20 protein-coding genes are annotated in these 24,038 nt (G+C 67.5%); 16 read left to right on the plus strand and 4 right to left on the minus strand.

Annotation, left to right across the window (positions count from 1 at the left end; genetic code table 11):
- Positions 1-30 precede the first annotated feature (30 nt).
- The 9 genes from recN to mnhG all read left to right on the plus strand — a co-directional run bounded on the left by recN (position 31) and on the right by mnhG (position 10,536).
- Complete coding sequence (recN, locus tag H7F30_RS09685; protein ID WP_187034803.1) at positions 31-1,791, plus strand: DNA repair protein RecN; 1,761 nt, start codon at positions 31-33, stop codon at positions 1,789-1,791.
- Positions 1,792-1,810: 19 nt separating this feature from the next.
- Positions 1,811-3,448, plus strand: coding sequence for a CTP synthase (locus tag H7F30_RS09690; RefSeq protein WP_187037968.1), 1,638 nt, complete (start codon positions 1,811-1,813; stop codon positions 3,446-3,448).
- 76 nt (positions 3,449-3,524) lie between these two features.
- On the plus strand, positions 3,525-4,190 hold the full coding sequence (locus tag H7F30_RS09695; protein WP_118912543.1) for an NUDIX hydrolase: 666 nt from the start codon (positions 3,525-3,527) through the stop codon (positions 4,188-4,190).
- 117 nt (positions 4,191-4,307) lie between these two features.
- Positions 4,308-7,178 carry a Na+/H+ antiporter subunit A gene (locus H7F30_RS09700; RefSeq protein WP_187034805.1) on the plus strand — a complete coding sequence of 957 codons (2,871 nt, stop codon included), beginning with the start codon at positions 4,308-4,310 and terminating at the stop codon, positions 7,176-7,178.
- A complete protein-coding gene (locus H7F30_RS09705) occupies positions 7,175-7,612 on the plus strand; it encodes a Na(+)/H(+) antiporter subunit C (RefSeq protein ID WP_047312668.1) in 438 nt (145 codons plus the stop codon). The genes H7F30_RS09700 and H7F30_RS09705 overlap by 4 nt, the downstream gene beginning before the upstream one ends.
- Positions 7,609-9,300: a Na+/H+ antiporter subunit D gene (locus H7F30_RS09710; protein WP_187034807.1), complete on the plus strand. Its 1,692-nt coding sequence runs from the start codon at positions 7,609-7,611 to the stop codon at positions 9,298-9,300. Before H7F30_RS09705 ends, H7F30_RS09710 begins: the two co-directional genes overlap by 4 nt.
- Positions 9,297-9,884, plus strand: coding sequence for a Na+/H+ antiporter subunit E (locus H7F30_RS09715; RefSeq protein WP_187034809.1), 588 nt, complete (start codon positions 9,297-9,299; stop codon positions 9,882-9,884). Before H7F30_RS09710 ends, H7F30_RS09715 begins: the two co-directional genes overlap by 4 nt.
- Positions 9,881-10,165, plus strand: coding sequence for a monovalent cation/H+ antiporter complex subunit F (locus tag H7F30_RS09720; protein ID WP_047312671.1), 285 nt, complete (start codon positions 9,881-9,883; stop codon positions 10,163-10,165). Before H7F30_RS09715 ends, H7F30_RS09720 begins: the two co-directional genes overlap by 4 nt.
- Entirely contained in the window at positions 10,162-10,536 is a 375-nt protein-coding gene (gene mnhG, locus H7F30_RS09725; RefSeq protein ID WP_187034811.1) for a monovalent cation/H(+) antiporter subunit G, read from the plus strand. Before H7F30_RS09720 ends, mnhG begins: the two co-directional genes overlap by 4 nt.
- On the opposite strand, the gene H7F30_RS09730 is transcribed toward mnhG, so the two are convergent.
- Positions 10,527-11,519, minus strand: coding sequence for an asparaginase (locus tag H7F30_RS09730; protein ID WP_187034813.1), 993 nt, complete (start codon positions 11,517-11,519; stop codon positions 10,527-10,529). The genes mnhG and H7F30_RS09730 overlap by 10 nt on opposite strands.
- 96 nt (positions 11,520-11,615) lie before the next feature.
- Here H7F30_RS09730 and H7F30_RS09735 point away from each other — a divergent pair, with 96 nt between their 5' ends.
- Positions 11,616-12,017 carry a YchJ family protein gene (locus H7F30_RS09735; protein ID WP_187034816.1) on the plus strand — a complete coding sequence of 134 codons (402 nt, stop codon included), beginning with the start codon at positions 11,616-11,618 and terminating at the stop codon, positions 12,015-12,017.
- On the opposite strand, the gene H7F30_RS09740 is transcribed toward H7F30_RS09735, so the two are convergent.
- The gene (locus H7F30_RS09740) at positions 11,990-12,799 is read right to left on the minus strand and encodes a hypothetical protein (protein WP_187034818.1); all 810 of its coding nucleotides are present in this window, start codon (positions 12,797-12,799) and stop codon (positions 11,990-11,992) included. The genes H7F30_RS09735 and H7F30_RS09740 overlap by 28 nt on opposite strands.
- Positions 12,800-13,099: 300 nt before the next feature.
- On the opposite strand from H7F30_RS09740, the gene aspS reads away from it, so the two are divergent.
- Both aspS and H7F30_RS09750 read left to right on the plus strand, forming a co-directional pair.
- The gene (aspS, locus tag H7F30_RS09745; RefSeq protein WP_187034820.1) at positions 13,100-14,923 is read left to right on the plus strand and encodes an aspartate--tRNA ligase; all 1,824 of its coding nucleotides are present in this window, start codon (positions 13,100-13,102) and stop codon (positions 14,921-14,923) included.
- Between the two features lie 76 nt (positions 14,924-14,999).
- Positions 15,000-15,599, plus strand: coding sequence for an HAD-IA family hydrolase (locus H7F30_RS09750; RefSeq protein WP_187034822.1), 600 nt, complete (start codon positions 15,000-15,002; stop codon positions 15,597-15,599).
- A gap of 60 nt (positions 15,600-15,659) precedes the next feature.
- Here the strand turns inward: H7F30_RS09750 and H7F30_RS09755 are convergent, their stop codons facing one another.
- Entirely contained in the window at positions 15,660-17,837 is a 2,178-nt protein-coding gene (locus H7F30_RS09755; protein WP_187034824.1) for an MMPL family transporter, read from the minus strand.
- The gene (locus H7F30_RS09760; RefSeq protein ID WP_187034826.1) at positions 17,834-18,406 is read right to left on the minus strand and encodes a PH domain-containing protein; all 573 of its coding nucleotides are present in this window, start codon (positions 18,404-18,406) and stop codon (positions 17,834-17,836) included. Before H7F30_RS09760 ends, H7F30_RS09755 begins: the two co-directional genes overlap by 4 nt.
- A gap of 75 nt (positions 18,407-18,481) precedes the next feature.
- Between H7F30_RS09760 and H7F30_RS09765 the strand changes: the two genes are divergently transcribed.
- The 4 genes from H7F30_RS09765 to H7F30_RS09780 all read left to right on the plus strand — a co-directional run bounded on the left by H7F30_RS09765 (position 18,482) and on the right by H7F30_RS09780 (position 24,029).
- A complete protein-coding gene (locus tag H7F30_RS09765) occupies positions 18,482-19,843 on the plus strand; it encodes a replication-associated recombination protein A (RefSeq protein WP_187034828.1) in 1,362 nt (453 codons plus the stop codon).
- A gap of 254 nt (positions 19,844-20,097) precedes the next feature.
- Positions 20,098-21,087: an ABC transporter permease gene (locus H7F30_RS09770; protein ID WP_187037970.1), complete on the plus strand. Its 990-nt coding sequence runs from the start codon at positions 20,098-20,100 to the stop codon at positions 21,085-21,087.
- 84 nt (positions 21,088-21,171) lie between these two features.
- Positions 21,172-22,887, plus strand: a complete 1,716-nt coding sequence (locus tag H7F30_RS09775; RefSeq protein ID WP_227484882.1) for an ABC transporter substrate-binding protein — start codon at positions 21,172-21,174, stop codon at positions 22,885-22,887.
- 125 nt (positions 22,888-23,012) lie between these two features.
- Positions 23,013-24,029 (plus strand): ABC transporter permease, encoded by a 1,017-nt coding sequence (locus tag H7F30_RS09780; RefSeq protein WP_187034830.1) that lies wholly within the window; start codon positions 23,013-23,015, stop codon positions 24,027-24,029.
- The last annotated feature ends 9 nt before the right edge of the window (positions 24,030-24,038 follow it).

The raw sequence follows: 24,038 nt of genomic DNA on the forward strand, positions 1-24,038 counted from the left end.
ATCGGTCGGTCGGCTCCCTAGAGTGTTCTCGTGCTCAAGGAGATCCGCATTCGCAACATGGGTGTCATCGCCGATGCCACGTTGGAGCTGAGCCCGGGCCTCAACGTCGTCACCGGTGAGACCGGCGCAGGCAAGACGATGGTCGTCTCCGGCCTGGGGTTGCTCCTCGGCGAGCGCGCCGACGCCGATCGTGTACGCACGGGGGAGAAGCGTGCCGTGGTCGAGGGCTTCCTCGACCTGCCTGACGACCACGCTGCCCTCGCGACGCTGCGCGACGAGTTCGAGTTCGACGGCGACGAGGAACTCATCCTCTCGCGCACGGTGGCTGCGGGAGGCCGGTCCAGAGCTCATGTCGCCGGGCGCAGCGTGCCGGCGTCGGTGTTGGCCCAGGTCGGCCACGACCTCGTTGCCGTGCACGGTCAGGCCGATCAGTGGCGTCTCAAGCGTCCCGAGGAACACCGTGAGGTGCTCGACTCGTTCGCGGGTGCCGAGTTGGCCGCTCTCGCCGAGCAGTACCGCGAAGGCTTCGTCCGGTTGAAGGCTCTTCGGGCCGAACGGCGTGAACTGACGCAGAAGGCTCAAGAGCGCGCGCAGCGCCTCACGATGCTCGAGGCCGGCATCGCACGGATCGACGAGCTCGAGCCCGTGGAGGGGGAAGACGTCGAACTCGCCGCGGAGAGCGAGCGGCTCACCCACGCCGAGGATCTCCTCGCGGCGGGCACGGGGGCCGCCGGCGCACTTGCCGGTGACGAGACGGACCCTGACCAGCCCAACGCTCTTGTGCTGCTCGCGCACGCACGAAGTGTGCTCGACTCGGCGGTGTCGCTGGACGCCTCACTGGGTGAGTACGTCACCCGGCTCAAGGAGATCCAGACGTTGACCGCCGACCTCGCGGCCGACGTCTCGGGGTACGCCTCCGGTATTGACATGGATCCGGCGCGGCTTGCCGACGTGCACCAGCGTCGCGCGGCCCTCACGGCCCTCATGAAGGCGTTCGGTCCCGAGCTCTCCGATGTCGTCGCCTGGCGCACGGCAGCGGGAGTCGAGGCCGAGGCGTTAGCAGGCTCCGACGACCGTGTCTCGGCCATCGACGCCGAGATCGCCTCACTCACGCCGAAGGTGGCCGACCTCGCGCTTCGTCTGCACGATGCGCGCGTTGAGGCCGCTACCAAGCTCGCCCAAGATGTCACCGCCGAGCTTGCCCACCTTGCCATGGGCTCGGCGCGCCTCGAAGTCGCCGTCACGCTCAACGAGGCCGAAGCCGGCCTCGAGCTGGGGGACGGGCGCATCGTGAAGCCCACCGAACACGGCATCGACGACGTCGCGCTCCTGCTCGCGGCGAACAAGGGCATGGCTCCGAAGCCGGTGACGAAGGCTGCCTCCGGTGGTGAGCTCTCCCGCGTCATGCTCGCGCTCGAGGTCGTGAGCAGCACGGGCGAGGTGCCGACGTTCGTCTTCGACGAGGTCGATGCCGGTGTCGGCGGTGAGGCGGCGGTCGACATCGGCGCGCGTCTGGCCAAACTGTCCGAACAGGCACAGGTCATCGTCGTCACGCACCTCGCCCAGGTCGCGGCGTTCGCCGACAACCACCTCGTCGTGCACAAGTCGCACGACGGCGCCGTGACGGAAAGTGGTGTCACGAGCGTCACAGGTGAGGCCCGGCACGAAGAGCTGGCGCGAATGCTGGGCGGCGACGCCTCCAGCGCGGTTGCGGTGGAGCACGCGAAGCAACTCCTTGCCTCCTCCGACGCGATTCGTCGCGAGGCGATGTCGCCCGCCCCCGTTCGATGACGTAGGCTGGCATTCCGTGGTGGATCAGACGACGAAGCAGATTTTTGTCACCGGAGGCGTTGCCTCTTCCCTCGGAAAAGGCCTGACGGCATCGAGCCTCGGCCGACTCCTTCGCGCACGTGGCCTCAGCGTCACGATGCAGAAGCTCGACCCGTACCTCAACGTCGACCCGGGAACGATGAACCCGTTCCAGCACGGTGAGGTGTTCGTCACCGAAGACGGTGCGGAGACCGACCTCGACATCGGGCACTACGAGCGGTTCCTCGACGTCAACCTGCACGGTCGCGCCAATGTGACGACCGGCCAGGTGTACTCCGACGTCATCGCCAAGGAGCGTCGCGGCGAGTACCTCGGCGACACCGTGCAGGTGATCCCGCACATCACTAACGAGATCATGGACCGCATGCGCGCCGAGGCCAACGGCCCCGACGCTCCGGACATCATCATCACCGAGATCGGCGGCACCGTCGGCGACATCGAGTCGCTGCCGTTCCTCGAGGCCGCTCGCCAGGTCCGCCACGCCGTGGGCCGCGACAACGTCTTCTTCCTCCACGTCTCCCTCGTGCCCTACATCGGACCGAGCGGCGAGCTCAAGACGAAGCCCACGCAGCACTCCGTCGCGGCACTGCGTCAGGTCGGTATCCAGCCCGACGGCCTCGTGCTGCGCGCGGACCGCGACATTCCCGAGGGCATCAAGCGCAAGATCTCCCTCATGTGCGACGTCGACTCCGAGGCAGTCGCCGCTGCCGTCGACGCGCCGAGCATCTACGACATCCCGAAGGTCGTGCACGCCGAGGGCCTCGACGCCTACGTCATCCGCCGTCTCGGCCTGCCGTTCCGGGATGTCGACTGGGCCCAGTGGGACACGCTGCTCGGCCACGTTCACTCGCCGGCCCACGAGGTGGAGCTCGCGCTCGTCGGCAAGTACATCGACCTGCCCGACGCCTACCTGTCGGTGACCGAGGCCATGCGTGCCGGTGGCTTCCACCACGACACCAAGGTGAAGATCCGCTGGGTCGCCTCCGACACCTGCCAGACCGAGGCCGGCGCGCAGAAGGCGCTCGGGGGAGTGGACGGCATCCTCGTCCCCGGCGGCTTCGGCGTGCGCGGCATCGAGGGCAAGCTCGGCGCTCTGCGCTGGGCACGTGAGAACAAGGTGCCCACCCTGGGCATCTGCCTCGGTTTGCAGTGCATGGTCATCGAGTACGCCCGCAACGTCGCCGGTATCGCGGACGCCTCGTCGTCGGAGTTCGACCCGAACACGAGCCACCCCGTCATCGCGACGATGGAGGAGCAGAAGTCCTACGTCCAGGGCGAGGGCGACCTCGGCGGCACGATGCGTCTCGGTGCCTACCCCGCGAAGCTCGCGGAGGGTTCTATCGTAGCCACGGCCTATGGCGCCACGGACGTCAGCGAGCGTCACCGTCACCGTTTCGAGGTCAACAACGACTACCGCGACGACATCGCGCAGGCGGGTCTCGTCTTCTCCGGCACCTCGCCCGAGGGCACCCTCGTCGAGTTCGTGGAGCTGCCGAAGGACGTCCACCCGTACTACGTGTCGACGCAGGCGCACCCCGAGTTCAAGTCGCGCCCGCACCGGGCGCACCCGCTTTTCGCCGGTCTCGTGGAGGCGGCGCTCGAGCGCAAGAAGGGCTGAGCCGCAAGCGAACCGGTCGGTGCCTGCCCCTGGACACATGGGGCGGGCACCGACCGTTCTGTGAGAAAATCCCCTCATGACGAGCGAGCACGGACGGATGACCCGCGACGACCTCGTCGACGAGTACGCCAAGGCGCCCGTCACGCATAGCGAGTGCGTCTACGAAGGCCGGGTCTGGAACGTCCTGTCCGAGGAGGCCGACCTCGGCGACGCCGGTCGCGTCACCCGCGACTTCGTCGACCACCCTGGCGCCGTCGCTGTTCTCGCCCTGCGTGGTGAAGCCGGCGCCGAAGAGGTGCTCGTCATTCAGCAGTACCGCCACCCGATCGGTGCCCGCGAGTGGGAGATTCCTGCGGGTCTGCTCGACGTCGACGGCGAACCTCCGCACGAAGCGGCACTGCGCGAACTCTACGAAGAGGCCGACCTGCGAGCCGGGCGCCTCGACCTGCTCATCGACTACGCCTCCTCGCCGGGCGGTCTGTCGGAGCAGTTGCGTATCTACCTCGCCCGGGACGTGAGCGAGGTCGCTGCCGACGACCGTTTCGAGCGCGAGGACGAAGAGCTCGACATGCCGACGGCCTGGGTGTCGCTCGACGATGTCGTCGCCGCGGCCATGGCGGGCCGCATCCACAATCCGACCCTCCTCATGGGAGCGTTCGCCGCGAATGTCGCACGCGCGAACGGGTGGAACGACCTGCGACCCGCCGACTCACCGTGGGAGGTCCACCCGAAGGTCTCCTGACGCCGCGGGTGCCTGAGTGCGGCCCGCATGGCCGCGGTTCCTCGCATCCCGACCCAAGAAGTCCCTTCCGCTCCACCCACCCGCCGGCCCTCCCGAACGTCGTCTCGAGGTTCTCGCGTGATCCTTCTCATCTCCGTTTATCTCCTGGCTGCGCTCGCCGCGCCGGCGATGGCGCGTGCCCTCGGGCGCAAGGTCTTCGTGGCCCTTGCGATCGTGCCGCTCGCCACCTTCGTCTGGGCCGTGCTCAATGCGCCGGGCGCCGCCCCCGTCACCCAGTCCGTCTCGTGGATTCCCTCACTCGGAACCGATCTGGCGTTCCGGATGGGTGCCCTGCAGTGGCTGCTGACCCTCGTTGTGGCCGGCGTGGGCGCCCTCGTGCTCTTCTACTGCGCCTCCTACTTCCATGACGACGACCGTGTCGGCTCGTTCGCGGCCACCTTCATCGCGTTCGCCGGTTCGATGCTCGGCCTCGTCCTGGCCGACGACCTTCTCATGGTCTACGTCCTCTGGGAGATGACGACGGTTTTCTCCTACCTGCTCATCGGTTACGACATGACCAAGCGCTCGGCGCGCCTGGCAGCCATGCAAGCGCTGATCGTCACGACGTTCGGCGGGCTCGCGATGCTGGTCGGCATGCTCATGCTCGGTCACCTCGCCGGCACGATGCGTATCTCCGAGATCCTCGCCGACCCGCCGGCTGCCAGCGGCCTGCTGACGGCGGCCGTGATGCTCGTGCTCGTCGGCGCTCTGAGCAAGTCGGCCATCGTGCCGTTCCACTTCTGGTTGCCCGGTGCCATGTCGGCCCCGACCCCGGTGAGTGCCTACCTGCACGCCGCCTCGATGGTGAAGGCGGGCGTCTACCTCGTGGCCCTGCTCGCCCCGGCGTTCGCGGGTGTGCCCGGTTGGCGCGCCGGCATCCTCACCCTCGGTGTGCTCACCATGCTCGTCGGCGGCTGGCGTTCACTCGTGCAGTGCGACGTCAAGCTGATCCTCGCCTACGGCACCGTGAGCCAGTTGGGGTTCCTCCTCGTCGTCCTCAGTGTCGGCACCCGCGCGGCGGCTCTGGCCGGTGTGGCGTTGCTCCTGGCCCACGCGCTGTTCAAGTCCTGCTTGTTCCTCGTCGTCGGCATCATCGATCACAACGCTGGAAACCGTGACCTGCGCACCCTCTCGGGCCTCGGGCGCCGTTCGCCGGTGCTGTTCGCCACGGCCGCGATCGCCGGCGCATCGATGGTCGGCTTCCCGCCCCTGCTGGGCTTCGTGGCCAAGGAGAGCGTTCTCACCGCCCTCGTCGACGTGACGGCCGGTGGCGACGGAACCGGCCTCGGACCGGTGGCGGCCTGGACCGTGCTCGCCGGAGTCGTCCTGGGTTCGATCATCACCACGGCCTACACGTTGCGATTCCTGTGGGGCGCTTTCGCCGACAAGCCTGGCGTCGAGGCCACGGACTTCAAGACTCCCAGCCCCGCTTTCCTCGCCTCACCCGTCGTCCTCGCCGTCCTCAGCCTCGGTGTCGCGTTCTTCGGCGGGCCGCTGACAAAGTCGCTCGAGGGGTACACCCACCAGTTCCCGCCGGGGGCCCACGAGGCGAAGCTGGCTCTCTGGCACGGGCTCGGCCTTCCGCTCGCACTGTCGGTCCTCGCCCTGGTCGGTGGTGCGCTCATGTTCGTCGCGCGCCGCCCCATCGCTTATGCGCAGGCGAAGGTCGCCCAGCCGTGGAGTGCGCAGCGCGCCTACCTCTCGCTCATGCACGGCGTCGACCGCCTCTCCGTCGAGGTCACCGGTTTCATGCAGCGTGGTTCGGTGAGCGCCTACCTCGCGGTGACGCTGGTCGTCCTTCTCGCGTTCCCCGGTGTCGCCATGCTCATGGCGTGGACGCCGGACGTCCAGGTCCACGTGTGGGACACGCCGGCCCAGGCGGCGGCCGGACTCGTCGTCGTCCTCGCGGCCATCATGACCGCCCGCGCGCGTCGGCGCCTTCGCGCTGCGCTGCTCGTCGGTGTGACGGGGTACGGCTGCGCCGTCCTCTTCGTCCTGCAGGGCGCACCCGACCTCGCCCTCACCCAAGTGCTCGTCGAGACGGCCAGCGTCATCGCCTTCGTGCTCGTCCTGCGCCGTCTGCCCACCTACTTCACCGATCGGCCGCTGTCGGCACAGCGCTACGTGCGCGCCCTGCTCGGCCTCGCCGTCGGTGCCGCGGTCGCAGGCATCATGATCGTCGCGACGAACGCCCGCACCGCGCAGCCCGTCTCCGTCGGCTTCCCCGAGGCGAGCGTCGACTTCGGCGGCGGCAAGAACATCGTCAGCGTCACCCTCGTCGACATCCGTGCGTGGGACACGATGGGGGAGATCTCCGTGCTCGTGGCAGCGGCCACCGGTGTGGCGAGCCTGCTCTTCATCGGAACGCGCCGCTCAACGATTCGCCGCGTCGGGGACCTGCCCCAGCACCACGCGGCGGAACCGAAGACGAGCGGCTCGTGGCTCTCCGGGCCGAGCACACTCGCGCCGGAGAAGCGTTCCATCATCTTCGAGGTCGTCACGCGTCTCGTGTTCCCGGCCATGGTCATGGTCGGTGTGTACCTGCTGTTCGCAGGCCACAACTTCACCGGTGGCGGATTCGCCGGCGGCATCGTCACGGGGCTCGCCCTCGTCGTGCGCTACCTCGCGGGAGGCCGCTACGAGCTCGACGAGGCTGCGCCGATCGACGCGGGCACACTCCTGGGCGTTGGTCTCGTCATCGCGGCGGGCTCGGGCCTCGCGCCGCTGGCGTTCGGCGGCGCTGTGCTGGAGAGCTACCAGTACGACGTCCACCTGCCGCTCCTCGGTGACCACCACCTCGTGACGTCGCTGTTCTTCGACATCGGTGTCTACCTCGTCGTCGTCGGGCTCATCCTCGATCTGCTGCGCACATTCGGTTCGCGGATCGACCGTCAGATCATCTCCGAGGAACGCGACAACGACGCCACGAACGCGGAGGTGGCTCGATGAGCGCGAACCTGACCCTCATCATCACGGCGGCGAGCCTCATCGGCGTCAGTGTCTACCTGCTGCTCGAGCGCAGCCTGACGCGCGTCCTCGTCGGGCTGCTCATGCTCGGCAACGGGGTGAACCTTCTGTTCATGGTCGCTGCGGGGCCCTCGGGGCATCCGCCGGTCGCCGGCAAGGTGTCGGCCGAGGACATGACCGACCCGCTTCCGCAGGCACTCGTCCTCACCGCCATCGTCATCGCTCTCGGTACGACGGCGTTCGCCCTGGCCATGGCCTACCGCAGTTGGCAGCTCAACGGGCACGACGACGTCCAGGACGACGTCGAGGACGCCGCGATCCGTCGTCGCGCCCTGCGTGACGAGGCCTCCGACAGCTACGACCTCACGACCGGTGGTCCGGACGACGACGACTCCGCACCCGAGGAGAAGGCATGAATTACGTCGTCCCCCTTCCCGTTCTGCTGCCGCTGTTCGGCTGCGGCGCCGCACTGATGTTCTCGCGTCGCCCCCGGGTACAGCGCGCCATCACGGTGAGCGTCCTCGTCGCCGTCGTGGCCATCGCCTCGATGCTCCTCGTCGCCGCCGACCGGCACGGACCGCAGGTCGCGTGGCTCGGTTCGTGGCCGCGGCCCCTCGGCCTGGCACTCGTGGCCGACCGCGTGTCGGCGCTCATGCTGCTCGTGTCGGCCATCGTCACCCTCGCGGTCCTCGTGTACTCGTTGGCCCAGGGCGGCGCGAGCGAGGACGACGAGAGCACTCCGGTCTCGATCTATCACCCGACGTTCATGGTGCTCGTCGCCGGCGTCTCGAACGCCTTCCTCGCGGGTGACCTGTTCAACCTGTTCGTCAGCTTCGAGATGCTGCTCTTCGCGAGCTATGTCCTGCTCACCCTCGGTGGTACCGAGAGCCGGATCCGGGCGGGCACGATCTACGTCGTCATCAACATGGTGTCGTCGGCGTTGTTCCTCATCGCCATCGCAGCGGTTTACGCCGCGACGGGGTCGCTCAACTTCGCGCAGCTCTCCGAGCGCCTCGGCGACCTGCCGGACGGCGTGGCCCTCACGTTGCAACTGCTGCTGCTCACGGTATTCGCCATCAAGGCCGCTGTGTTCCCGCTGTCGTTCTGGCTCCCGGACAGCTACCCGACGGCGCCCGCGCCGGTGACGGCCGTCTTCGCCGGCCTGCTGACGAAGGTGGGTGTCTACGCCATCCTGCGCACCCAGACACTGCTGTTCCCCGACAGCCCGCTGTCGAACCTGCTGCTGTGGACGGCGTTCGCCACGATGCTCGTCGGCATCCTCGGCGCGGTCGCGCAGTCGGACGTCAAGCGAATGCTCTCGTTCACGCTCGTCAGTCACATCGGCTACATGATCCTGGGCATCGCTCTCGGTTCGGCCGAGGGCCTCGCAGGGGCCACGTTCTACGTCGTGCACCACATCACGATCCAGACCGTGCTGTTCCTCGTCGTGGGGCTCATCGAATACCGCACGGGAACAACGAGCCTGCTGCGCCTCGGCGGCTTGGCGAAGACCGCGCCGTTCATCGCGATCCTCTTCTTCATTCCGGCGATGAACCTCGCGGGCATCCCGCCGCTGTCGGGCTACCTCGGCAAGATCGGACTCCTGCAGGCGGCCGTCGCAGACGGCTCGACCACGGCCTACGTCCTCGTCGGCGGCGCCGTCGTGACGAGCCTTCTCACGCTCTACGCTATGGCGAAGGCGTGGGCGCTCGCCTTCTGGCGCAGTGAGGAACAGGCGCGCGAAATGTCCAAGGCGCTCAACGAGGCAGCGGCCGAACACGACGAGCCGTCCCTTCGACACATCACGAAGCGGGCCGTCGAGAAGAACGCCAGTGAGGCGGACCGGGTCATGCCGACGGACGTCGCGCTCGCTGCCGGCGCGACGGAGGAGGACGAAGAGGTGGACGACCTCTACGACAAACCGCTCCACGCCCGTGAAGGCGCGACTCCGCGCACGCTCATGTGGCCGACGACGGCGCTCGTCGCCTTCTCGATCGCGGTCACCGTCGTGGCTGGACCGCTTTTCGGCCTCACCGAACGTGCCTCTGTCGACATGAAGGCGCGTACGCCGTACGTCAACGCGGTGTTGGGAGACGACCGATGAGTGATCGACAGTCGCCGTCCGGGCGTCGTCGCCGAGTGCGCTCGGTCTGGCCCTCCATGGTGCCGCTGGCCGTCGTGTGGTGTCTGCTCTGGGGCGAGTTCAGCCTGTTCAACATCCTCGCGGGCGCGCTCGTAGGTGCCGTCGTCGTCATCGCTTTCCCGATGCCGCCGTTGCACCTGCATCTGCGGCCGCGCCCCGTGGCTCTGGCCGTGCTCGTGGGAAAGTTCGTCGTCGACGTCGTCGTCTCGAGCGTGCGGGTCGCGTGGACGACCCTTCGCCCCGGGGCGTCCTCGCTGACGAACGCCATCGTGCGGGTGGAACTCGCGACGCCGTCGGACTTCGTCCTCACGGTGGTCGCGCAGATGACCTCGCTCATCCCCGGAAGCATCGTCGTCGACGTCCACCGCGCGCGGCACACGCTCTACCTGCACGTCCTCGACGTGAACAGCGCCGAGGAAGCGGACGAGTTCCGTCAGCGGGTGCTCGAGCAGGAAGAGCGCGTGGTCGCGGCCATCGGTGGGTACGCCCACGACATCGACGAACGGAGCGACCGACCGGTCCGTGAGGGAGGAACCGAGCGATGAACGCCGTCTACCTGGTGTGCGTGGTCGTCCTCACGGCTGCAGCCGTGCTCACGCTCGCCCGCGTCACGATGGGCCCGACGATGCTCGACCGCAGCGTCGCGCTCGACGTGCTCATCTCGATCGTCATCTGTGGCCTCGCGGTTGAAGCCGCCTGGAACCAGCATCTGTTCACCCTGCCAACCCTCCTCGTGCTCGCGCTGCTCGGTTTCACCGGTTCGGTTTCCGTGGCGCGCTACATCCGAGGGTTCGACGACATCGAGGACGAGGAGGACGGAGCATGACCACGTTCTTCGACGTCGTTGCCGCCGTCTGCATGATCACGGGCTCGCTGCTGGCGCTCGTGGCCGCGATCGGGCAGGTCCGGATGCCGGATCTGCTCAGCCGCACTCACCCCGCGACGAAGCCTCAGGTGCTGGGGCTCGGCCTCGTTCTGCTCGGCGTCGCGCTGCGGCTGCGTGAGCCGGAAGCTTTCGGGCTGCTCGCCCTCGTCATCATCTTCCAGCTCGTCACCTCACCGGTCGCGAGCCACATGGTCGGGCGTGCCGCGGTGCGTACCGACAACCGCGGGGAAGAACGCCTCGTCGTGGACGAGCTGTCCGAGGACCGCCCGCAGGGGCGAGCCGACGAAGGGGACGTTCCGGATCAGCGGTAGCCGCCGTGCCGACGCACGGCTGCTTCGATCTGCTCACGGTGTGTGCCCGCGGCCAGTAGCACGCTGACGAGCAGGCGCGCCTTGAGTGCATCGAGATAGCCGCCCATGACGACGCCGCGCTGCTGGAGATCGACCTCCGCCCCGACGGCGCCGTACGTCTCGACGAGGGCCGGGCCGGAGTGCGTACGGCTCGTCATGATGACGGGCATGCGCTCGGCGATGGCGCCGACCGCCTCGGCCCACCACCCCGGAACGTGGCCCGCGCCGAAGCCGGCCAGGACGAGGGCATCGGCACCGTCAGCGACGGCCTCCAGCGTGCGGACCGACTGCCCGAAGCCGGTGACGAGGACGGGAACCTCGACGTCCACCGTCGTCACGTTCGACACGTCGGCGCCGAGCGCAGAGCGCGCGCCCGGCGGAGAGAAGAAGTGGACATGCCCCTCGAGCACGCGACCGGCGGGGCCGGTGTTGGGGGAGCGGAAGGTCGAGATGGAGGCGGTGTCCGACTTGGTGACATGGCGCGCTGCGTGGATCTCGTCGGCGAAGACGACGCAGGCGCCTCGCTCGCGTGCCGTGGGGGAAGCGGCGACGCGCACCGCCGTGAGGAGGTTGGCCGCGCCGTCGGCCCCCGCCATCGTCGGGTTGCGCATGGCACCCGTGGCGACGAAGGGGCGCGGGTCGTCCCAGAGAAGGTCGAGCAGGTAGGCCGACTCTTCGAGGGTGTCGGTTCCCTGGACGAGGACGAAGCCGTCCGAATCGCTCGATCGTGCGCTCTCGAGAACGGCGAGCAGGTGGGCGTAGGTGAGTGAGCCGCTCTGTTCGCGAGCGACCTGCTCGGCCGTCACCTCGGCGTCAACCTCCTCGAGACCCGGCACCGCGGCGAGCAGGTCGTCGCCGCTCAGCGTCGGCCGTACCGAATGACCGTCCGCGGAGGACATGCTGATCGTGCCGCCGAGGAAGTACATCGTCACCCGTGCCGTCATGGGCGTCAGGCTACCGGCCCGTGCCGCGGCCCATCGATGGGGCCGGGTCAGCCGGCCCGAACAACACGACCGGGCAGGACAACTAGGCTCGAACGCATGAATGCCGAGGAGCTATGCCCCTGCGGTGGGTTCGCCGCCGAGACCTCGTACGCGCGTTGCTGCGCACCCTTCGTCGACGACGGCGAGCCCGCCCCGACGTGCGAGCAGCTCATGCGCTCCCGGTACACGGCGTTCGCCCGTCGGAACGCCGACCACCTGTGGCGGACATGGCACCCGCGTACCCGCCCGCAGCAGGTGGCCGACCTCGACGGCGTGACGTGGTTGGGTCTCGAGGTGCTGGGCACCGAAGCCGGAGAGCCTGACGACAGCGAAGGCACTGTCGACTTCGCCGCCCACTTCCGCACCGACGCTGGGGAGCGTGGCGCCGTTCGTGAACACTCACGCTTCGCTCGCCGCGCCGGGCGCTGGTTCTACGTCGACGGCGACGAACTCGCCTGAACGTCGAGAGCGACAACTCGCTCCTGGCCGAGGTCGACGAACCCGACCCGCGTGAGGATCGGGGCGCTCGTCGTCACCCGCCCCTTGACGACGGCATGTGCATACCCGAGTTCGTGTGCGCGCCGAAGACGGGCGAGAAGGTTCGCGCGGTAGGCCCCGCGCCCGCGCGCCGCCTTCGTCGACGATCCTCCCCACAGGAGAACGAGGCGATCGTCGGGGTGGAACGTCATGCCGCCGGAGGCAGCCGGTCGGCCGTCGAGCACCGTGACGAAGACGCCGCCGCGCCCCTGGTCGTACTCCTCCTGGCACGCCCGAGCCCTCACGTCGGGGTCCTCGTCGTTCGGGGTCTCGTTCTCGAACGCCTCATCGCTCACGGCATCCCAGGCCTGCACGAGGTCTGGTGTGGTGACGGGCTCGGTGGACACGTCGTCCGGCACCGGTACGTCCGGCACGCCCTCGCTCAGATCGAGTGCGAGCACGGACAACGTCTCGGCCACGTGCCCGCCCCGCTCGAGGAGCCTGGGCTCGAGTGAAGGGTTCGGGGTGGCGCTGCTCAGGCCGCAGAACCACACCGTGTCGCGGCTCCACGAGCACGCCTGCGCCAGGGCGGCGTCGATGACGTCGTCGGCGGGGGAGCGCGAGGTGAGGCGGTGGGCCTGGCAGTGCTGCTGCAGCCACATCGGGTACTTCACCAGGGTGAAGGCGTCGGTGCGAACCACCTCCGCGAAGTCGGGCTCCCACACGATGGCCGCAGCGGCCCGGCGCACTACGTCGACGTCCATGACGCCAGACTAGGCCGGGCGGAATCACGGGTGCGGCCATCGCCGCGCGTCACCTAGAATGGGAAGCGTTGTTCGTGGTGGCGTGACGACCCACCGGAGCCTCTTCGAAAGCTCGGCGAACAGCACGCGCGTCCGGCGACACCGACGAGAGGCCGAAGCTCTTTCGGCGAAGGTGTGGTGGCACCGCGACCTGGCCCCCGCCCACACCTCCCGGGCTGCCCCCACGTGGGCGCACCCAGTCGCAGCTATCGCGAACATCTTTCGGGTGAACCCGTCGTGGACCGACCCGAAAGGAAGATCATGCTTCGAACCCATGAAGCCGGAACCCTGCGCCAGTCGAACGTCGGTGACACCGTCACCCTCACCGGCTGGGTGGCCAAGCGACGCGACCACGGTGGCGTGGCCTTCGTCGACCTGCGTGACGCCTCGGGCGTCGTCCAGGTCGTCGCGCGCGACGAGGTGCTCACCGGCGCCGCGCACGGCCTGCGCTCCGAGTACTGCATCAAGGTGACCGGCAAGGTCACCGCCCGCGAGGCGAAGGACGTCAACCCGAACCTGCCGACCGGTGAGGTCGACGTCGTTGCCGACGAGATCGAGGTTCTCTCCGAGGCCGCGGCTTTGCCGTTCCAGATCGACGAGCGCATCACCGTCGGCGAAGAGGCCCGCCTCAAGTACCGCTACCTCGACCTGCGCCGTCAGGCTCCTGGCGACGCGATCCGTCTGCGCTCGAAGGTGTCGCAGGCCGCGCGTTCCGTGCTCGGCGAGCGCGACTTCGTCGAGATCGAGACCCCGACGCTCACCCGTTCCACGCCCGAGGGCGCTCGCGACTTCCTCGTGCCCGCACGCCTCGCGCCGGGCAGCTGGTACGCCCTGCCGCAGAGCCCGCAGCTGTTCAAGCAGCTGCTCATGGTGGCCGGCATGGAGCGCTACTACCAGATCGCGCGTTGTTACCGCGACGAGGACTTCCGCGCCGACCGTCAGCCCGAGTTCACGCAGCTCGACATCGAGATGAGCTTCGTCGAGCAGGACGACGTCATCGAGCTGGGTGAGTCGATCGCCAAGGCGGTGTGGAAGACGATCGGTGTCGACCTGCCGACGCCGTTCCCGCGCATGACGTACGCCGACGCCATGGCGAAGTACGGCTCGGACAAGCCCGACCTGCGCTTCGGCAATGAGCTCACCGACTGCACCGAGTTCTTCTCCGACACGACGTTCCGTGTGTTTCAGGCCGAGTACGTCGGCGCCGTCGTCATGCCGGGTGGCGCGAGCCAGCCGCGTCGACAGCTCGACGCGTGGCAGGAGTGGGCCAAGCAGCGCGGCGCCAAGGGTCTTGCGTATGTCCTCGTCGCCGAGGACGGTTCGCTCACCGGCCCCGTGGCGAAGAACCTCTCCGAGACCGAGACGTCCGGCTTGGCCGAGCACGTCGGCGCGAGGCCGGGCGACTGCATCTTCTTCGCCGCCGGCGCCACGAAGGCCTCGCGGGCTCTGCTCGGTGCGGCGCGCCTCGAGATCGGCAAGCGCTGCGAGCTCATCGACGAGAACGCGTGGAGCTTCCTGTGGGTCGTCGACGCGCCTCTCTTCGAGCCGGCCGCGGACGCCGTCGCCTCGGGTGACGTGGCCGTCGGTGCGGGTAAGTGGACCGCCGTGCACCACGCCTTCACCATGCCGAAGACCGAGTACCTCGACACGTTCGACACGAACCCGGGCGAGGCGCTCGCCTACGCCTATGACATGGTGTGCAACGGCAACGAGATCGGCGGCGGGTCGATCCGTATCCACCGCAGCGACATCCAGGAGCGCGTGTTCAAGGTCATGGGCCTGTCGCAGGAGGACGCACAGGAGAAGTTCGGCTTCCTCCTCGAGGCCTTCAGCTTCGGCGCCCCGCCGCACGGCGGTATCGCGTTCGGCTGGGACCGCATCGTGTCGCTGCTCGCGGGTGTCGACTCGATCCGTGAGGTCATCGCCTTCCCGAAGAGCGGTGGCGGTTACGACCCGCTGACGGCCGCGCCCGCCCCGATCACTGCGCAGCAGCGCAAGGAGGCCGGCATCGACGCGAAGCCCGAGCCGAAGAAGGACGCAGCTTCCCCGGCCGCACCGGACGAGGTTTCGCCCACGCAGTCCTGATCGACGGCCGCTCGTGCCCCGTCATCCCCTGTGGGTGGCGGGGCACGCCCCTTTTCCGGCCGATAGTTTGGGTCGTATGACTTCATCCCCGCGAGCTGTCCTTCTCGACGCCGACGGCGTGCTGCAGCACCCGTCCCACGACTGGGAGGCCGCCTTGGCCGACGTCGGGGGAGCGGCCTTCCCCGCGGCCGTCTTCGAGCACGAGCGGCCCGCCATGCGCGGGGAGATGACGATGCGTGAGGCGCTCCTCGCCGCGGCGCAGGCGGTCGGCAGCGACATCGATGTCGACGACACCCTGACGCTGTGGGGACGCTTCGACCTCGACGAGGATGCTCTGTCCGTGGTCGACGAGCTACGCGCGCTCGGGTACCGGTGTCACCTCACGACCAACCAGCAGGACGTCCGGGTTGCGGCAATGCGTGAACGCTACGCGAACCGCCGCGACGGCTACTTCTTCTCCTGCGAGGTGGGAGAAGCCAAACCGGCGGGGCAGTACTTCGTCCGCGTCCTCGAGACCCTCGGCCTGCAGCCGGGTGACTGCGTCTTCGTCGACGACTCACCGGCCAACGTCCGCTCCGCGTCCGGCGTGGGTCTGCGCTCGCACCTCGTGGACGCGAGTGACAACGTCGCGAGCCTTCGAGCTGCGCTGCGCAATGAAGGGCTCCTGCCCGACTGATTTCCGCCAACGCACCACCCGATGAGTCCGCATCGCGACTCATCTGGTGGTTTCCGTCGGTCAGTGAGTGAAGCCGAACCTGGCGTGCCAGCGCTTGAGGAACGCCGGCGCCCACCAGTTCCACCGGCCCATGAGCGTCATCGTCGCGGGGACGAGGATCATGCGCACGAGCGTCGCATCGAGCGCGATCGACAGCGCGAGTCCGACGCCGAGCTGCTTGACGACGATCATCCTGGCCGCGGCGAAGCCGAGCATGACGATGATCATGAGCAGAGCGGCGCTCGTCACGATCCGGCCGCATCGCTGGATGCCGACGGCCACGGCTCGCGCGTCGTCGTCGCCCTGTTCGTGCGCCTCGACGATGCGTGACAGGAGGAAGACCTCGTAGTCCATGGCGAGGCCGAACCCGAACGCCAAGAGAATGACGGGCACGGTGGATTCGACGGCGTCGTTGCTCGTGTAGCCGAGCAGGGTTTCGAAGTGCCCGTTCTGGAAGATCCACGTCATGGCGCCGAGGCTCGCTGCCAGTGACAGCGCGTTGAAGATCAACGCCTTGAGCGGGAGCACGAGCGAACCGGTCATGAGGAAGAGCAGGACGAGCGTCGCGAGTGCGACGACGAGTGCCACGAGAGGAGCGCGGGCGGTGATGGCCTTGCTGTAGTCGTCGAGTTTCGCCTGTTGACCCGTCACCCAGGTGTCGAACTCAGGGCGGTCTGAGCGCAGGGCATCGACGACTTGGCCGGTTCGCCCGTTGGACGGCGTCGCACCGGCGACGCGAACACCGACTGCGACATAGCCGTCGCCGAGATCGCGCGTCGGGTTGATCCCGCTCACGTGCTCAACCTTCGCAACGTCCCGTGTGGCCCAGGCGCTCGCGGTCGCGACGTCGGTCTTCGCGACGACGGTGACCGCGGGCTCGGCGAGTGCGGGAAAGTCCTGGCGCAGATCGGCGAGGAGCACCCGCTGCGTGTCCTCCTTGGGCAGCATGGCGCCGGTGGAACTGACCTGACGCAGGCCGGCGAGGGGAGTGGCGAGCAGCACGAGCACGGCCACGACAGCGGCGATGGAGACCCAGATGTGACGTTGCACCCCGTGGGCGAGCGAGGCGAAACGACCCGTGTCCGCGTCCGGCGCGACACGCTTGCGAGCGAGTCGGCGTGCCGCGAGGCGGGCGCATGCGAGGACGAGGGTGAGGGAAGCAAGACACGCGACGACAACGACGGACAGGCCCGCGAGCCCGACCGCCTTCGTCACCGAGGCCGGGAAGAGGAGCAGACCCGACACGGAGATGGCGACTGTCAGGCCACTGAACAGGACGGTACGTCCCGCTGTGGAGAGCGTGCGAGCCGTCGCGAGATCGAGCTCCGCGTCGCTCAGGTTCCGAGCCTCACGGTCGTCACCACGCAGGCGTGACAGTTCCTCGCGGAATCGCCCGACGATGAGCAGGCCGTAGTCGATGGACAGGCCGAGGCCCAGGATCGTCACGATGTTGACGACGGTGGCGTCGAGTTCGGTGAACTGGGCGAATCCGAAGAGGGCGAGCAGGCCGCCACCGATGGAGGAGATCGCACCCGCGAGAGGCAGGCCCGCTGCGATGAAGCCGCCGAAGACAATGACCATGACGACGAGTGTCAGCGGGAAGGCGATTCCCTCCCCGGTGCGCAGATCCTCCTGGACCTGGTCGGTGATGCGCTTGAGCACCTCGACCGAACCACCGGTGCGAACGGTGCCGGCACCGCCGACGACGGCCTTCGCGCGGCGAGTGACTTCGCTGGAGGCCTTCTCCTGATCGGCCTTGGCCAAACCCGGCTCGAGGTTCGCGACGAAAACGACCGATTGTGGGGCGGACTTCGAGGTGTACACCGCGGCCACGCGCGGATCCCGAGCCGCGGGGGTGAAGGCCGACTCGACGGACCTCGTGCGCGGGGCAGCGTCGATCTCCGTCTGCAGGCGCGGGCCGAGGGAGCGTTGCTCGGATCGGTCGAGACCGTCGATGCGCACGAGGACGCTGCCGCCGGCCTTGTCACCGGTGAGGAGCTTCTCGTTGCCGAAGTGGGACTCACCGGGGACGTACGGCTCCTTCTGCTGCAGTTGCCCGAAGAGTCCGCCCCCGCCGAAGGCTCCGCTCGTGCCGGCGAAAGCGAGCACGACGCCGACGAGCCACGCGAGTGCGATCCACTTCGCGCGACGGGCGACGAAGTGTCCGTAGCGCCCGCCCTGGGAGGTTCGGGTGGTCACGCAAGAATCCCGACGACGACGCAGACAACGGCAAGAACCATGAGTGCGGTCGGGAACGGGAGGAAACGCACGGACTTGCCCGACGGGGTGCCGGTGGGGTTGTCGACGGTCTCTGCATTGATGGCCTCGCGCAACGCACGTGACGATGTCGGCAATTCCACCAGGGATCCGGGTTCGGGGCGCCACGAGCCCGCGGCGCCGGAGGTCTGCATGTCACGGTCACTGCGTGCCTTCTGGGAGCCGATTGCCCAGACGGTCGTGCGGCCACCGTCGTTGTCGTGGATGACGAGGCTTCCCCGCGAATCCGTGTGGGAGATGCCCTCCCACGGAAGAGTGACCTCACGCACGACGTTGCTCACGATCACGGCGTCCGCGGTGAAGCGCAGGCTCGGACGCGCCATGACACAGAACGAGAGCGCGGCGAACACGGCGCCGAAGTACAGCATCGGGCGTCCGCTGTGGGAGAAGGCCCCGGCCACGGCAAGGAGCGCGCCGATGACGACCCCGATCCAGCCGATGTAGACGTTGAAGCGCTGCCTGGTCGCCTTGACCCCGCTCGGTTGGGACATGGTGCATCTCCGCTCTCGTTCTGGCGGCCCAACTCTAGCGGGGGTGCTGCCGGGTCCACCTGATTGACTGGGCGCATGAGCGATGACCTGTTCTCGAACCAACTCGACGGTGAACGTCGCGACGGTACGGCAGCCAGCGGGGCCATGGCGCCCTTGGCCGTTCGAATGCGTCCGCGGACGCTCGAGGAAGTGCGTGGGCAGGGTGACGTCCTCAAGCCCGGTTCGCCGCTCCGTCGACTCATCGAAGGTCAATCGGGGGCTGCCGGTCCGATGAGCGCGATCCTCTGGGGTCCTCCGGGAACAGGGAAAACGACGCTGGCGCACCTGGCCGCGGGCACCGCCGACCGACGCTTCGTCGAGCTCTCCGCGATTACCGCCGGCGTGAAGGACGTGAGGCAGGCGATGGAGGAGGCTGGCCGTCACCTCGCGATGTACGGACGCTCGACCGTGCTGTTCCTCGACGAGATCCACCGCTTCTCCAAGGCACAGCAGGACGCGCTCCTGCCGGGAGTGGAGAACCGCACCGTCATCCTCGTCGCTGCGACGACCGAGAACCCCAGCTTCAGCGTCATCGCCCCGCTGTTGTCTCGTTCCGTGCTCGTCACGCTGAAGTCCCTCGACGACGAGCAGGTCGTCGACGTCCTCGCCAACGCGCTCGCCGACGAACGGGGCTTCGGAGGCGAGTTCACCCTCGACGAGGAAGCGCGCGACCACCTCGTCCGCATGGCCGGCGGGGACGCCCGCCGAGCACTGACGGCGCTGGAGGCGGCCGCCGGTGTGACGACGGATGCGGGGGAGAGCGTCATCTCGCTGGCCTCCGTCGAACAGGCGATGGCCGCTGCGGCGGTGCGCTACGACCGCGCGGGCGACCAGCACTACGACGTCGCATCGGCGCTCATCAAGTCGATGCGCGGTTCCGACGTCGATGCGGCTCTGCACTACCTCGCGCGCATGCTCGAAGCGGGTGAGGACCCCCGATTCGTCGCGCGACGCATCGTCATCGCGGCCAGTGAGGACGTGGGCATGGCCGACCCCACGGCGTTGCAGACCGCCGTCGCGGCCATGCATGCCGTGGCCCAGATCGGGATGCCCGAGGCGCGGATCATCCTCGGTCAGGCCGTGGTCCACAACTGCCTCGCCCCGAAGTCCAACGCGTCGTACGTGGCGATCAACGCCGCCATCGCAGACGTTCGCGCCGGCCGCGGGGGAGCGGTACCCGCGCATCTGCGCGGTACCGGCTACGCGGGAGCGACGCAGCTCGGTCACGGCGCCGGATACCGATACACCCACGACGAACCGGGCGGCGTCGGTCCGCAGCAGTTCCTACCGGACGATCTGGTGGCGGACGCGGACTACTACGCGCCGACGGCACGCGGCTGGGAGGAACGGCTGGGCGAGCGGTGGCGCTCGCTGCGCGCGACAATTCGCGGCCGTTGAGCGTGCAAGGTGATGCACCGCGCTGAGAAACGTTGCGAGAGTTTCCGCCCCTGGCCATGTTTTGTTAACCCCTCGTCTCATGGGCTGAGAAAGGTAACGATCTGGTGACCGTGCCTCGATAAGGCTTGCATCACACCTTCGCTGAGGCATGATCTGTGGGTGCGCACAGCGGGACACCTTCCCGCAACAGGTTTTTCGCGCGCGGACCGAAGCGCCCCACAGGGCGTCGCTACCGAAAGGGCAGAGCCTTGACGATGGTCACCGGCGATCCGAACGTCGAGAACTTCTCTGCCGACGGCGCGGAGTCCGAGAGCCCCAAGAAGATCGAAGGACGTTCGCTTCGGCAGATCGCCCTCGGTCGCCTGAAGAAGGACAAGGGCACCCTCGCCGCCATGATGATCGCGGCTCTGTTCATCCTGTGCGCGATCGCCTCGCCGATCCTCGACAAGATGGGCGTCATCGACCCCTTCACGAACCACCGCGAGTTGATCGACTCCTCGGGTAACCCGAAGGTCGGCATCAGTGGAAGCCACCTGCTGGGGGTTGTTCCCGGTAGCGGCACAGATCTGCTCAGCCGCCTCATGCTGGGTGTGACGTTCTCCGTCATCGTCGGTCTGTGCGCCACGATCGTGGCGATCAGCATCGGTCTCGTGATCGGTCTCATCGCGGGCTTCTCCGGCGGCAAGGTCGACTTCCTGTGCAGCCGTTTGATCGACCTCGTCTTGTGTTTCCCGCAGACGCTCATGTTGCTCGCTCTTTCGGGAACACTGGTCGCGCGCCTCGAAGACATCGGAGTTCCGAAGGGCAATGTCGCGATGGGCCTTTACGTCATTCTCGTCCTGGGCCTGTTCGGATGGCCGACCTTCGCGCGAATCATCCGTGGTCAGGTCATGACCCTGCGCAACCGCGAGTTCGTCGAAGCCGCTCGAAGCCTCGGCGCCTCGAACAAGCGCCTGTACTTCACCGAGCTGCTGCCCAACCTGTGGGCCCCGCTGCTCGTGTACTCCACGCTGCTGTTCCCGGTCTTCGTCTCGGCCGAGGCGGCCCTCGGGTTCCTCGGGGTCGGCATCAAGGCGCCCACCCCGACGCTGGGAAACATCATCAACGACTCGGTTGCCTACGCGCAGACCAACGCTCTCTACTTCTTCGCCCCGACCCTGTCTGTTGCTCTGCTGGTGCTGAGCTTCAACCTTGTCGGTGACGGCCTCCGCGACGCCTTGGACCCCAAGGCCGACCGCCACTGACACGTGGCACCTCGTACTCCTGACCAGCAACGGTCAGGCCAGTTGGATCGCCTCGGCGGATCCTGCTTCATCAAGGAGATGACGATGAACAAGAAGTCGTATTCCATCCTCGCCGTGGCGGTGGCTGGTTCGATGGGCCTCGCTGCATGTGGCGGCGGCTCGAGTGACAACAAGTCCGGGGGTTCGGGCGCCGAGGGGTCGGGTGGCACGCTCTACTACCTGACGAAGCGCCCCGCGGAGCACCTCGACCCGCAGCGCATGTACATCGGTCGTGACCTGTCCAACCTGGGTCGCCTGACGTACCGCTCGCTCGTGCAGTTCCCGGTCACGGAGGACAAGGCCAAGGCCGACAAGCCCGTCGCCGACCTCGCCACCGACACGGGCAAGATGTCGGACGGCGGCAAGACGTGGAAGTTCACGATCAAGGACGGCGTCAAGTGGGAGGACGGCAAGGACATCACCTGCGCCGACTTCAAGTACGGCCTGAGCCGCACGTTCGCCACCGACGTCATCACGGGTGGCCCGAACTACGCGATCGGCTTCCTCGACATCCCGAAGAAGGGTGACGCCCCCGCGTACAACGGCCCCTACAAGAAGGAAGGCCAGGCGGAGTTCGACAAGGCCGTCACGTGTGAGGGCAAGACGATCACGTACAAGTTCAACAAGGCGTGGCCGGACTTCAACCTGGCCGTCGCGTCGCTGCGTGCGTTCGACCCGTACCGCAAGGACAAGGACAAGGGCGACAAGAGCAACTACGCCATCTTCTCCAACGGCCCGTACAAGCTGCAGGGCACCTGGAAGAAGGGCACGGGCGGTACGTTCGTGCGCAACGAGCACTACGACGCCAAGACGGACGGCGTCCGCAAGGCCCTCCCGGACAAGATCGAGTTCAAGGAAGGTCTGACGAACGAGATCATCAACCAGCGTCTGATCGCCGACGGTGGCAAGGACAAGTCCGCCATCACGGACCGCGCGATCCCGCCGTCGATGTACGGCCAGATCAAGGGTGACTCGCAGAAGCGCTCGGTCAACGTCGAGTCGCCGTACGTCGACTACCTCGTCCCGAACTTCAACAAGATGAAGAACCTGAAGGTCCGTCAGGCCCTCCTCGCGGCGACGAACCAGGACGCCTGGATCACCGCTGGCGGTGGCGACAAGGCCTACGCACCCTCGTACTCGATCATCAACCCCGCGCTGACCACCGCCTACGCCAAGAACCCGGCGTTCACGGACGTTCCGAAGGGCAACATCGAGAAGGCGAAGAAGCTCCTCGAGGGCGTTCCGGCGTCCGAGAAGAACATCAAGTTCACCTACTCCGGTGGTACGCCGACCGCCGACAAGCAGGCCGGCGCCATGAAGGACAACTGGGAGAAGGCCGGCTTCAAGGTCACGCTCAACGGTCTGACCGACACGTACTACGACGTCATCCAGAACCCGAAGGCCGACGGCGACGTGTTCTGGGGCGGCTGGGGTTCGGACTGGCCGTCGGCCAGCACCGTCATCCCGGCACTCTTCGACAGCCGCCTCAACCTGACCGAGAAGTCGAACGGCCAGGACTACGGCAACTACAAGTCGGACGAGGTCAACAAGATGATCGACGAGGCGGCCAAGAAGACGTCCGTCGACGAGGCCGGTGAGGTCTACAAGCAGATCGACAAGAAGCTCGGTGAGGACGTTGCGTACATCCCGCTCGAGATCCAGAAGTTCTACTACCTGCGTGGCTCGAAGGTGACGAACTACATCAACAACCCGGCGACCTCGATGTACCCCGACCTGGGTGCCGTCGGCGTCTCCAAGTGATCGCCTGATCACCACCTGACCGGCGGGGCATCCACCGATGCCCCGCCGGTTCGCCGGTCGCAGACCGGCTTTCGAACTCATCCTGTTCCCCGTTCGAGAGGACAGCCCGCGAGGGCCGGAAGCTCATGGTTGCCTACGTCATCCGCCGAATCTTCTCGGGTCTGATCATGCTCCTCATGGTCACGCTCGTGACGTTCGTGCTCTTCTTCGCCGCCGGCAAGGACCCGGCCCGTCAGACCTGCGGCAAGAACTGCACGCCGCAGCTCATCGAGCAGAACCGCAAGGCCCTCGGGTACGACAAGCCGGTTCTCGTTCAGTGGGGTGACTTCGTCAAGGGCACAGTCGCCGGGCGCGAGTTCCCCGACGACCCCGAACTGAAGGCGAAGGCGCCGGAGACGATCGCCGAGTGCGAGGCTCCTTGCCTCGGGTACTCCCCGTTGGCAAGTCAGAGCGTGACGGACGCGGTGAAGGAAGCGTTCCCCATCTCGTTCTCCATCGCCATCGTCGCGTTCACTTTGGTGATAGTCCTGGGGGTCGGACTCGGCATCGTCGCGGCTTTGACGAACGGGACGTTCGTCGACAAATCCGTCGTCGGTACCGCTCTGTTCTTCTACTCCTTCCCGACCTTCGCGATGGGGCTTCTGCTCTACCAGTTCGTCGCACTCAAGTGGGGCCTGGTCGAAGTGCCCGAGTACGTCACGATCGAAGAAGGCGGGCTCTTGGGCTGGTTCAAGGGTTTGCTGCTACCGGCGCTCACCCTGGCGCTGTTCACGGCCGCCGGATATGTCCGTATGACGCGTGCCTATGTACTCGAGACCATGAGCGAGGACTACTTGCGTACGGCCAAGGCCAAGGGTCTGGCCAAGGGCAAGATCCTGTGGAAGCACACGATGCGTGCTGCCGTCACCCCGATCATGACGATGGCGGGTATCGACTTCGCCGTCCTGGTCGGTGGTGCGCCGATCACCGAGACCGTCTTCAACTACGACGGTCTCGGCAAGCTGGTCGTCAACTCGACGCTCGTTCCGGACCTGCCCATGAACGTCGGTATTGTCGTCGTCCTGTCGGCGCTCGTCATCGTGATGAACATCGTCGTCGACGTGCTCTACGCGGTCGTCGACCCGCGCGTGAAGCTGGGATGAGGGAGAACC

It is taken from the genome of Dermacoccus sp. PAMC28757, assembly GCF_014302635.1.
GTDB lineage: Bacteria > Actinomycetota > Actinomycetes > Actinomycetales > Dermatophilaceae > Dermacoccus > Dermacoccus abyssi.

What these genes read in the sequence shown, in the direction of transcription:
- H7F30_RS09695 (WP_118912543.1), top strand. Translation starts at nt 3,525, where the DNA reads ATGACGAGCGAGCACGGACGGATGACCCGCGACGACCTCGTCGACGAG.
- H7F30_RS09705 (WP_047312668.1), top strand. Translation starts at nt 7,175, where the DNA reads ATGAGCGCGAACCTGACCCTCATCATCACGGCGGCGAGCCTCATCGGC.
- H7F30_RS09710 (WP_187034807.1), top strand. Translation starts at nt 7,609, where the DNA reads ATGAATTACGTCGTCCCCCTTCCCGTTCTGCTGCCGCTGTTCGGCTGC.
- H7F30_RS09715 (WP_187034809.1), top strand. Translation starts at nt 9,297, where the DNA reads ATGAGTGATCGACAGTCGCCGTCCGGGCGTCGTCGCCGAGTGCGCTCG.
- H7F30_RS09720 (WP_047312671.1), top strand. Translation starts at nt 9,881, where the DNA reads ATGAACGCCGTCTACCTGGTGTGCGTGGTCGTCCTCACGGCTGCAGCC.
- mnhG (WP_187034811.1), top strand. Translation starts at nt 10,162, where the DNA reads ATGACCACGTTCTTCGACGTCGTTGCCGCCGTCTGCATGATCACGGGC.
- H7F30_RS09730 (WP_187034813.1), bottom strand. Translation starts at nt 11,519, where the DNA reads ATGACGGCACGGGTGACGATGTACTTCCTCGGCGGCACGATCAGCATG.
- H7F30_RS09735 (WP_187034816.1), top strand. Translation starts at nt 11,616, where the DNA reads ATGAATGCCGAGGAGCTATGCCCCTGCGGTGGGTTCGCCGCCGAGACC.
- H7F30_RS09740 (WP_187034818.1), bottom strand. Translation starts at nt 12,799, where the DNA reads ATGGACGTCGACGTAGTGCGCCGGGCCGCTGCGGCCATCGTGTGGGAG.
- aspS (WP_187034820.1), top strand. Translation starts at nt 13,100, where the DNA reads ATGCTTCGAACCCATGAAGCCGGAACCCTGCGCCAGTCGAACGTCGGT.
- H7F30_RS09750 (WP_187034822.1), top strand. Translation starts at nt 15,000, where the DNA reads ATGACTTCATCCCCGCGAGCTGTCCTTCTCGACGCCGACGGCGTGCTG.
- H7F30_RS09760 (WP_187034826.1), bottom strand. Translation starts at nt 18,406, where the DNA reads ATGTCCCAACCGAGCGGGGTCAAGGCGACCAGGCAGCGCTTCAACGTC.
- H7F30_RS09765 (WP_187034828.1), top strand. Translation starts at nt 18,482, where the DNA reads ATGAGCGATGACCTGTTCTCGAACCAACTCGACGGTGAACGTCGCGAC.
- H7F30_RS09770 (WP_187037970.1), top strand. Translation starts at nt 20,098, where the DNA reads ATGGTCACCGGCGATCCGAACGTCGAGAACTTCTCTGCCGACGGCGCG.
- H7F30_RS09775 (WP_227484882.1), top strand. Translation starts at nt 21,172, where the DNA reads ATGAACAAGAAGTCGTATTCCATCCTCGCCGTGGCGGTGGCTGGTTCG.
- H7F30_RS09780 (WP_187034830.1), top strand. Translation starts at nt 23,013, where the DNA reads ATGGTTGCCTACGTCATCCGCCGAATCTTCTCGGGTCTGATCATGCTC.